This is a genomic window from Mesotoga sp. H07pep.5.4, assembly GCF_003664935.1.
Classification (GTDB): Bacteria; Thermotogota; Thermotogae; order Petrotogales; family Kosmotogaceae; genus Mesotoga; species Mesotoga prima.
In genome coordinates this window covers 78,827-86,448 of sequence record NZ_JFHM01000018.1, presented here as the reverse complement: position 1 = coordinate 86,448, position 7,622 = coordinate 78,827, and the positions used below count along the sequence as shown (strand labels likewise).

The 7,622-nt window shown below is 47.6% G+C and carries 7 protein-coding genes; all 7 read left to right on the top strand.

All coding sequences use genetic code 11. The features are described from left to right. A partial coding sequence (locus Y696_RS10590; RefSeq protein WP_121510449.1) for a nucleoside phosphorylase occupies positions 1-743 on the top strand: 743 nt, incomplete at its 5' end. Between the two features lie 21 nt (positions 744-764). Then, positions 765-2,045, top strand: coding sequence for an ABC transporter substrate-binding protein (locus Y696_RS10585; protein ID WP_006487610.1), 1,281 nt, complete (start codon positions 765-767; stop codon positions 2,043-2,045). Then, positions 2,042-2,986 (top strand): carbohydrate ABC transporter permease, encoded by a 945-nt coding sequence (locus Y696_RS10580; protein WP_006487611.1) that lies wholly within the window; start codon positions 2,042-2,044, stop codon positions 2,984-2,986. Before Y696_RS10585 ends, Y696_RS10580 begins: the two co-directional genes overlap by 4 nt. After that, a complete protein-coding gene (locus Y696_RS10575) occupies positions 2,979-3,806 on the top strand; it encodes a carbohydrate ABC transporter permease (protein WP_121510448.1) in 828 nt (275 codons plus the stop codon). Before Y696_RS10580 ends, Y696_RS10575 begins: the two co-directional genes overlap by 8 nt. Positions 3,807-3,969: 163 nt before the next feature. Further along, positions 3,970-5,025: a zinc-binding alcohol dehydrogenase gene (locus tag Y696_RS10570; protein ID WP_121510447.1), complete on the top strand. Its 1,056-nt coding sequence runs from the start codon at positions 3,970-3,972 to the stop codon at positions 5,023-5,025. 11 nt (positions 5,026-5,036) lie between these two features. Next, the gene (locus Y696_RS10565) at positions 5,037-5,843 is read left to right on the top strand and encodes a sugar phosphate isomerase/epimerase family protein (RefSeq protein WP_121510446.1); all 807 of its coding nucleotides are present in this window, start codon (positions 5,037-5,039) and stop codon (positions 5,841-5,843) included. Further along, on the top strand, positions 5,840-6,886 hold the full coding sequence (locus Y696_RS10560) for a Gfo/Idh/MocA family protein (protein ID WP_121510445.1): 1,047 nt from the start codon (positions 5,840-5,842) through the stop codon (positions 6,884-6,886). The genes Y696_RS10565 and Y696_RS10560 overlap by 4 nt, the downstream gene beginning before the upstream one ends. Positions 6,887-7,622 lie beyond the last annotated feature (736 nt).

The following is a 7,622-nucleotide window of genomic DNA, read 5'->3' as shown; positions in this document are numbered from 1 at the left end:
AGTATCACATTGAGTGCCGCGCGGGAGATATCGCACCGGTTGTAATTGTTCCGGGAGACCAGGGGAGAGTCGATAAGATCGTAGCCGGACTGAGTGAGACAAGAAAGATCGCTGAAAACAGAGGCTTAATAACCTATACAGGTAAGTATAAGGATTACCCCGTTTCAGTGACTTCAACAGGCATGGGAGGCCCCTCTGCAAGCATCGTATACGAGGAACTGATCAACGTTGGAGCAAGAGTATTGATAAGAATTGGCAGTGTGGCAGGCCTCCAGGAGCATGTTAATGAAGGAGATATTGTAGTTCCTTATGGCTGTGTGCGTGATGACGGGGCCTCGAACTACTATGTCCCGGCGAATTTCCCGGCCGTTCCTTCTCCAGATGTCTATTCATCGCTTACAACATCTGCCAGAGAAAGGGGAAGAGAGATCGTCACCGGAATCAACTGGACACATTCCTGTTTCTACAAACGGGATCCCGAATACTTCCAGAGCTGGAGCAGGAGAAGGATTGTATCGCTGGAAATGGAGGCTTCTGCGCTATTCGTCATTTCCTATCTTAGAAATGTCAAGGCCGGTTTCATTGGGATTTGCTATGCGAACAGATACAAACAATCTGCTGGCACAAAAGTAGATCTCTCTGTCAAGAACCCCAGAAGAGACGTGATTGAGAATTCAGTGAAAGAAGCGATCGAAATAACGCTGACCGCAATAAAGAAAATGTACGATGAAGACCTTGTTTAACTACCGAAGGGAGGAGATTCTATGAGAACCAGGTTCATGCTTTTGCTCTTTGTTCTGTTGATAGCTTCATGTTTTGCAGTTCCTTTGCGTCTTTCAAGTGAAGTTGGAATTCACACGGATGCCTGGAAGACCAGAATGGAAGGTTTCACGAAAGAGACGGGAATCGAGGTCGACATTCAACAGTTTCCTTATGCAAACTACCTTGATCAGCTGATGCTTGGCTACACATCTGGGAGGGTCGAAATCGATGTACCTTATATCTCGATGCTCTGGTATCCGGCTCTTTCGATTGCAAACTACATCTACCCGATAAGCGATATTCCCGGATACGAGAAAATCAACGAGGCCGATATTCCCGGAATAAGAAACGCAAAGCTTAATGGCAAAACGTACATTGTTCCCTACATGAACGAGCTCGGAGGCATAATCTACAGGAAGGATCTTTTCGAAGATCCTGTGGAGAAGGCCAACTTCCTCAATAAGTACGGCTACGAGCTTCTGCCTCCTCAGACTCTGGAGCAGTACAGGGACGTTGCAGAGTTTTTCAACAGACCGCCGGATCTCTACGGAGTCACCATGATGGGAAGAAGAAGCATATTCCTTGCAACTCACTTCATGCAAAGGCTTTGGGCAAAAGGCGGGGCACTTCTAGATATGAATATGCGTCCAATCTTCAACTCGGAAGCGGGCGTTGAAGCGCTTGAAGAAGTCAAGTACATGTTCCAATTTGCGAACCCTGCCGCAATGAACTACGATTTCCAGGAAGCGTTGAATGAATTCATCAGTGGAAGAAGCGCAATGGCGGAGGTCTGGACGACCGGAATGTTCTACGTAGAGGATGAATCGAGATCCTCCATTGTTGGTAAGGCAGGATTCGTAGGATTCCCCAGACCTGAAGAAAAACTTGGAGAGAAGCTTCCCATGCTTTATATCTCCTGGGGTTTCTCAGTCAGCAGCTCGGCACCAGACAAGGAAGCAGCGCTGGAGTGGCTTTTGTATGTCACAGAAACAAAGAACGAGGTCGAGGCCGCTCCTACAGGCAACATACCGGCGAGGTTCTCGGCGCTGAACAGCCCCGAGCTTGCAGAGTCCTTCCCCTGGATAGGAGACTTCGCCTCTGCTATGGAGAATTGTATTCCAACTCCTATCGTTCCATTGATACCGGAAGGCGGAAGTATAGTGAGCGGAATTATCGCTCCAGCGGTTTCTGAGTTCCTGGCTGGAACAAAGACGGCCGAAAAGGCTCTAGATGACGCAGTAAAGGAAGTAGACAGGCTCATGAGAGATGGAGGGTACTATTGATCTTATTCAAAGCCGGGTCGAAAGGCCCGGCATTTCTTGCGATGGGGGATCGGATGAAGTCTAAACAGAAAACTAAGGGTTTTGCATATATTCTTCCTGCACTTGTATTCATCGTGGTGATCTTCATGATCCCACTTACATACACTGTTGTCATGTCCTTTCTTAGGTGGAATCTGCTCAGACCCGATCTGGGAATCAAGCCGGCCGGTTTCACGAACTACGTAAGGCTTTTCACAGACTCCTTCACGCTGGACACAGTTGGAAGAACGTTCTACTTCGTAGTGGGAGCTGTCCTTGTTGAACTCATTATAGGGCTGTGTATCGCTCTCGCGCTTGACACTGAGTTCAAAGGCTGGAAGATAGTGCAGTCGATTCTTCTTGTACCTTTCATGATCGCCCCTGTAGTCGTAGGATACGTATGGAGATTCGTGTTGAACAGCGATTATGGACCAATTATCCATTTGATGAAACAAATAGGGTTTGGCGGACTTGTAGATAAACCACTGCTTTCTAATCCCTCAGCGGCCATGCCAGTACTGATAGTTGCAGATGCCTGGGAATATATACCCTTCGTTACCCTGGTATTGCTTGCGGGTCTGAAGTCTGTTCCATATGAACCGTATGAAGCCGCATTCGTCGACGGTGCAAGCTCTATTCAGAGATTTTTCTACATAACCCTTCCGCTGCTAAGACCCTCGATACTCGTCGCGGTAGTTATCAGGACGCTTACGTCCTTGCGTGTCTTCGACATTGTGTTCATTATGACAGGCGGAGGTCCCGGGACAGCGACGGAAACGCTTGCCTTCTACGGTTACAGGACGGCCTTTCAAGCGTACAACGTCGGCTTTTCTTCGGCAATAAACATGCTCACTTTCGGAATAGCTGTGGTCTTCACAATACTCTACATGAAAATTATAGGTGGTGGAAAGAACTATGATTAGGAGAAGACCTGTCACCAGAATACTGGTTTTCGCTGTTATTGCTTTGGCTCTTATCTGGACTCTGGTGCCACTTGCGTGGATTCTTCTTTCCTCGTTCAAGTTTGAAGCCGACCAGTTCTCTATACCACCAAAGTGGTTCCCAGAAAGACTTACGCTTCAGAACTACGCGAAGTTCTTCGGGAATTCTGAGTTTGTGAGATCATTGATCAACAGCGTCATGATCACATTCCTTTCAACGGTAATCGCCCTGTTCCTGGGTGTGCCCGCAGCCTACGCTATTGCCAGGTTCAACTGGAAGCATGCCAATACAATCGCTTTCGTAGTCCTTATAGCAAGAATGACACCTCCGATAGTCATGGTCCTGCCTTTCTTCATGATCGCCAGATATCTTGGAATATCCAACACATACCTCCCGATCGTTCTCGCTCTATCCTTTTTCAGCGTCCCTTTCGCGATCTGGATGATGCGTGGCTTCTTCCAGGAAATCCCTGTTTCTCTTGAAGAAGCGGCTATGATTGATGGATGCACCCGTTTTCAGTCTTTAAGGAGAGTAGTGCTTCCTCTTGTAATGCCAGGACTATCAGCCACATCCATACTCTGCGCTCTGATTGCGTGGAATGAATTCCTTTTCGCACTTGTACTCACCGGTCAGGATACAAGACCTCTTCCTGTTCTGGTCAATATGTTCGTAAGCGAAAGGAATATTGAATGGGGTGTTATGAGCGCGGCAGCGATAATCACAGTGCTTCCGATGATTGTCTTTGGACTCCTTGTCCAAAATGACTTGGTTCGAGGATTGACAATGGGCAGCTCTAAATAGACCCTTCTCAATTACCTTTCCAGACCTGCTGAGACTCTTCCCAGTGCGAACGCAGTTATTCATGCACTTTCGTGAAACAAAGTAAGAATAAATAGTGTCTCCCTGCCTCATGTGTGATAATTGGTCGGTGTAAAGAAAGTCTTTAACAAGGAGGTCAGGGTTGATGCCAAGGATGCTTGTGGCAACTGCACCGCGAAAAGCGGCCATCGTTGAGTATCAGGATAGAAAGATAGCGGCCAACGAGGTGATGGTCGAGGTCGAGTTTGCTTCTCCAAAGCATGGCTCAGAGGTAGCAGACTTCAGAAGTGAAAGTCCTCTGATAGACGAATTCTACGATCAAGATTGGCATCTGATTTTACCGAGATCAGCTGGCGAAAAAAAGGGTGTAGAATTCGGTTCCTGGAATCTGGGCAACATGTGGGTAGGAAAGATAGTAGTGAAAGGGGAAGACGTAAAAGACTACTCCATCGGTGAAAGGGTCTGCTCTTACGGAGGAATTCGTGAAACTCACATTATAAACGCTATAGGAAACGACCGTCTACTAAAGGTCCCTACCGGGGTCTCCTGGAAGAGCGCTGTGTGTTATGATCCCGCCCAGTTTGCTTTTTCCGGAATCAGAGACGGGAATGTAAGGCCGGGAGATTACATCGCAGTGATTGGCCTTGGAGCCATCGGATTAATGGCGGTACAGCTCGGAAAGAAAATCGGAGCCAGGCCAGTGATAGGTGTGGATCCTATCGCGATAAGGCGTGAGGCTGCGCTGAACTCCGGAGCGGACTACGTCCTCGACCCAGGTGAGTGCGACATCGGTCTTGAGATAAAAAAGCTTACCGGCAAGCTCGGGGCCGACTGCATCATTGAGACCAGCGGATCTGCTGGCGCGCTTCAGTCGGCTCTAAGGGGGCTTGCCTACGGAGGAACGGTTTCATATGTGGCCTGGGCAAGGGAGTTTGCCGGCGGCATCAACTTCGGAAGAGAAGCCCACTACAATTACGGAAGAGTTGTTTTTTCTCGCGCCGCGAGTGAACCCAGTCCAGACTTTCCAAGATGGGATAGAAAGAGAATCGAAAAAACCTGCTGGAATTTGATACTGGATGGTTCTCTATCTGGCGACGATATCGTGGATCCAGTTGTGAACTTCGAAGAATCGCCGAGCGCGTACTGTAAATATGTGGACACTAATCCCGAACTGAGTATTAAGCTCGGAGTAGCTTTTTGAGAGGTGAGTATATGAAAGTGATAACTCAGGACAAAGATTTCTTCCCTTCTCAAATGAAAGAGAAACTGCAATTCATTCGAAGCCTTGGATTCGACGGTTACGAGATAGACGGAAAAGATCTACTGGAAAGGTTCGCGGAAGTGAGCGAAGCTGTCCGGTCAACAGGATTCCCTGTAACAAGCGCCTGTGGGGGATACCGTGGTTGGATCGGTGACTTTTCCCGGGAGAAAAGGGAGCAGGCAGTAGAGGACATCGGAGAGATCTTGAAGGCATTATCTAAGGTCGGTGGAAAGGGAATTGTCGTACCTGCCGCGTGGGGAATGTTTTCGAAGAGGCTTCCACCCATGGTCCCTCCGAGATCTGATTCAGAAGATACAGCAGTTCTCCTGGAATCCCTTGAAAGCTTGAACAAAATGGCTGCAGAAACGGACACCTTCATCTATCTGGAGCCACTTAACAGGTATGAAGATCATATGCTAAACACCCTTCAATCTGCCGCAAAACTGATAGACGTCGGTGGATTTTCTAATGTCAGACTTACGGCTGACGCTTTTCATATGAATATCGAAGAGGCCGATATCAGGCAGGCGGTAATAGAGAACGGCAGGTATATCGGACACGTGCACATCGCCGACAGCAATCGTTATCAGCCGGGTCAGGCGCACTTAGACTTCAAGACACTCTTTTCGGCACTGTCTGAAATCGGTTACTCCGGTGACATTGCATTCGAATGCAGAGTGATCGGAGACAATCCTGCTAAAAGATACGGTGAGTCATGCGCCTTTATTCGTGATCTTCTCAGGAGCATTGAAAGATGAAGTACGGGAAACTCCGTGTCGCCTTGATTGGGGCCGGCCAGATTGCAGAGGTCACGCATCTACCGGTTTTATCCCAGATGAATGACAGGGTAGAACTGGTCGGGATAGCAGATCCCGCTGTAGAGAGGGCAGTTATGCTTTCCAGCAGATTTGGAATAGATAATACTTTCGGTGATTACGATGAGATGCTGTCTTCTTTGAATCCCGATGCTGTGTTCGTTTGCACTCCAAACAAATTTCACTCTTCAGCTACTGTTAGCGCACTGAGATCTGGATCTCATGTCTTTTGTGAAAAACCTCCCGCCATCAACGCAAGAGAAGTTCAAGAAATGATGGTCGCCTCAAAGGAAGCAGGAAAGATTCTTTCATTCAACTTCCATTATCGTTTCAGGAGTGAAGCAATCGCCATAAAGAAGTTTGTCGACAGTGGAGATCTTGGTGAGATATATTTTTGCGAAGCAACAGCGTTGAGGAGACGCGGAATTCCTGGATGGGGTTCCTTCACCAACAAAGAGATCCAGGGCGGCGGTCCACTGGTCGATATAGGAGTTCATATGCTGGATCTGGCGCTCCATATGATGAAATTCCCACAGCCGAAGAGCGTTACGGCAAGCGCTTATTGTAAAATCGCCAAGAGGAATGGAGTCGGACTTATGGGCGGCTGGGATCCTGAGAAGTATTCCGTCGAAGATTCGGCCTTTGGCTTTGTGAGGTTTCACAACGGAGCTTCACTGATCCTGAAGACTTCCTTTGCGCTAAACATGAAAGATCGTTCAATCATGAATCTTCAAATTTTCGGTGATAGAGCGGGCGCTACGGTCTTCCCACCGGAAGTATTTGCCGAATCGCATGGAGAGTTGACGAATACGGCTATACCATATGCAGAAAGCAAAGACTGCTACAAGAGGTCGATAGAAAGCTTTATAGATAGTTGCCTGGGAGAGGAATCGAGAATATCCTCTCCCGAAGAGGCCCTGGTTGTTCAGAGCATCTTAGACGCCTTTTATCTGTCGGCCGAAAGTGATTCGACAATAGAGCTATAAACGGAGGTCCTCGTCATGAGAATCGGCATTCTGAACGGTGCACGATAGGTAAAGAAAAATTCGATGAGTACATTGACAGACTAGTTTTTTCTCTTCGGGATAGAGGATACGATGTCGAGTATTTCTTGCTCAGGGATCTTGATATAAAACAGTGCATGGGATGCTTTGGATGTTGGGTAGAATCACCGGGAGAATGCATCGTGAAAGATGACTCCTATGAGATCAGGAAATCTGCAGTTAATTCCAGTCTCCTTCTATTTGCATCACCACTCATATTGTGTCTCACTTCGTCCACATTGGAGGAGGCGATCGATAAGATGATCCCAATAGTCCTTCCGTTTTTCACTGTTGGGGCAGGCAAAATCCATCAAGGAAGAGGTACGGGAAGTATTCTTTGCGAGTGTTCTGACTTAAGAATAGGACGATACAGCCATAGTCGATCTTGAGATCGTGGGAAGATCCGCGAACGCACTGCTAAAGAAATGGCTTCAATCTTGCCTTTTTTGATTCCACCGAGGGAACGTTAGAGAAGATTTCAGATGAGACTGCTGGTCTTCAATGGATCTCCGCGAGAAGTTAAGCGCGACACATTGACGATTGTAAACCACTTTCTCGAAGAAGTAAGGTCATCTCTGGCGAGGAAGGGTTATTGAGATTGTGGACCCTAGCAGGAAGCAGAAAATAATCCTCTCATTACATATATTATGATGTATAACGAGGAACAAACGTGGAGAAC

Excerpts from the sequence above, each read along its gene's own strand:
- Y696_RS10575 (WP_121510448.1), top strand. The coding sequence starts at position 2,979 with ATGATTAGGAGAAGACCTGTCACCAGAATACTGGTTTTCGCTGTTATT.
- Y696_RS10565 (WP_121510446.1), top strand. The coding sequence starts at position 5,037 with ATGAAAGTGATAACTCAGGACAAAGATTTCTTCCCTTCTCAAATGAAA.
- Y696_RS10570 (WP_121510447.1), top strand. The coding sequence starts at position 3,970 with ATGCCAAGGATGCTTGTGGCAACTGCACCGCGAAAAGCGGCCATCGTT.
- Y696_RS10560 (WP_121510445.1), top strand. The coding sequence starts at position 5,840 with ATGAAGTACGGGAAACTCCGTGTCGCCTTGATTGGGGCCGGCCAGATT.
- Y696_RS10585 (WP_006487610.1), top strand. The coding sequence starts at position 765 with ATGAGAACCAGGTTCATGCTTTTGCTCTTTGTTCTGTTGATAGCTTCA.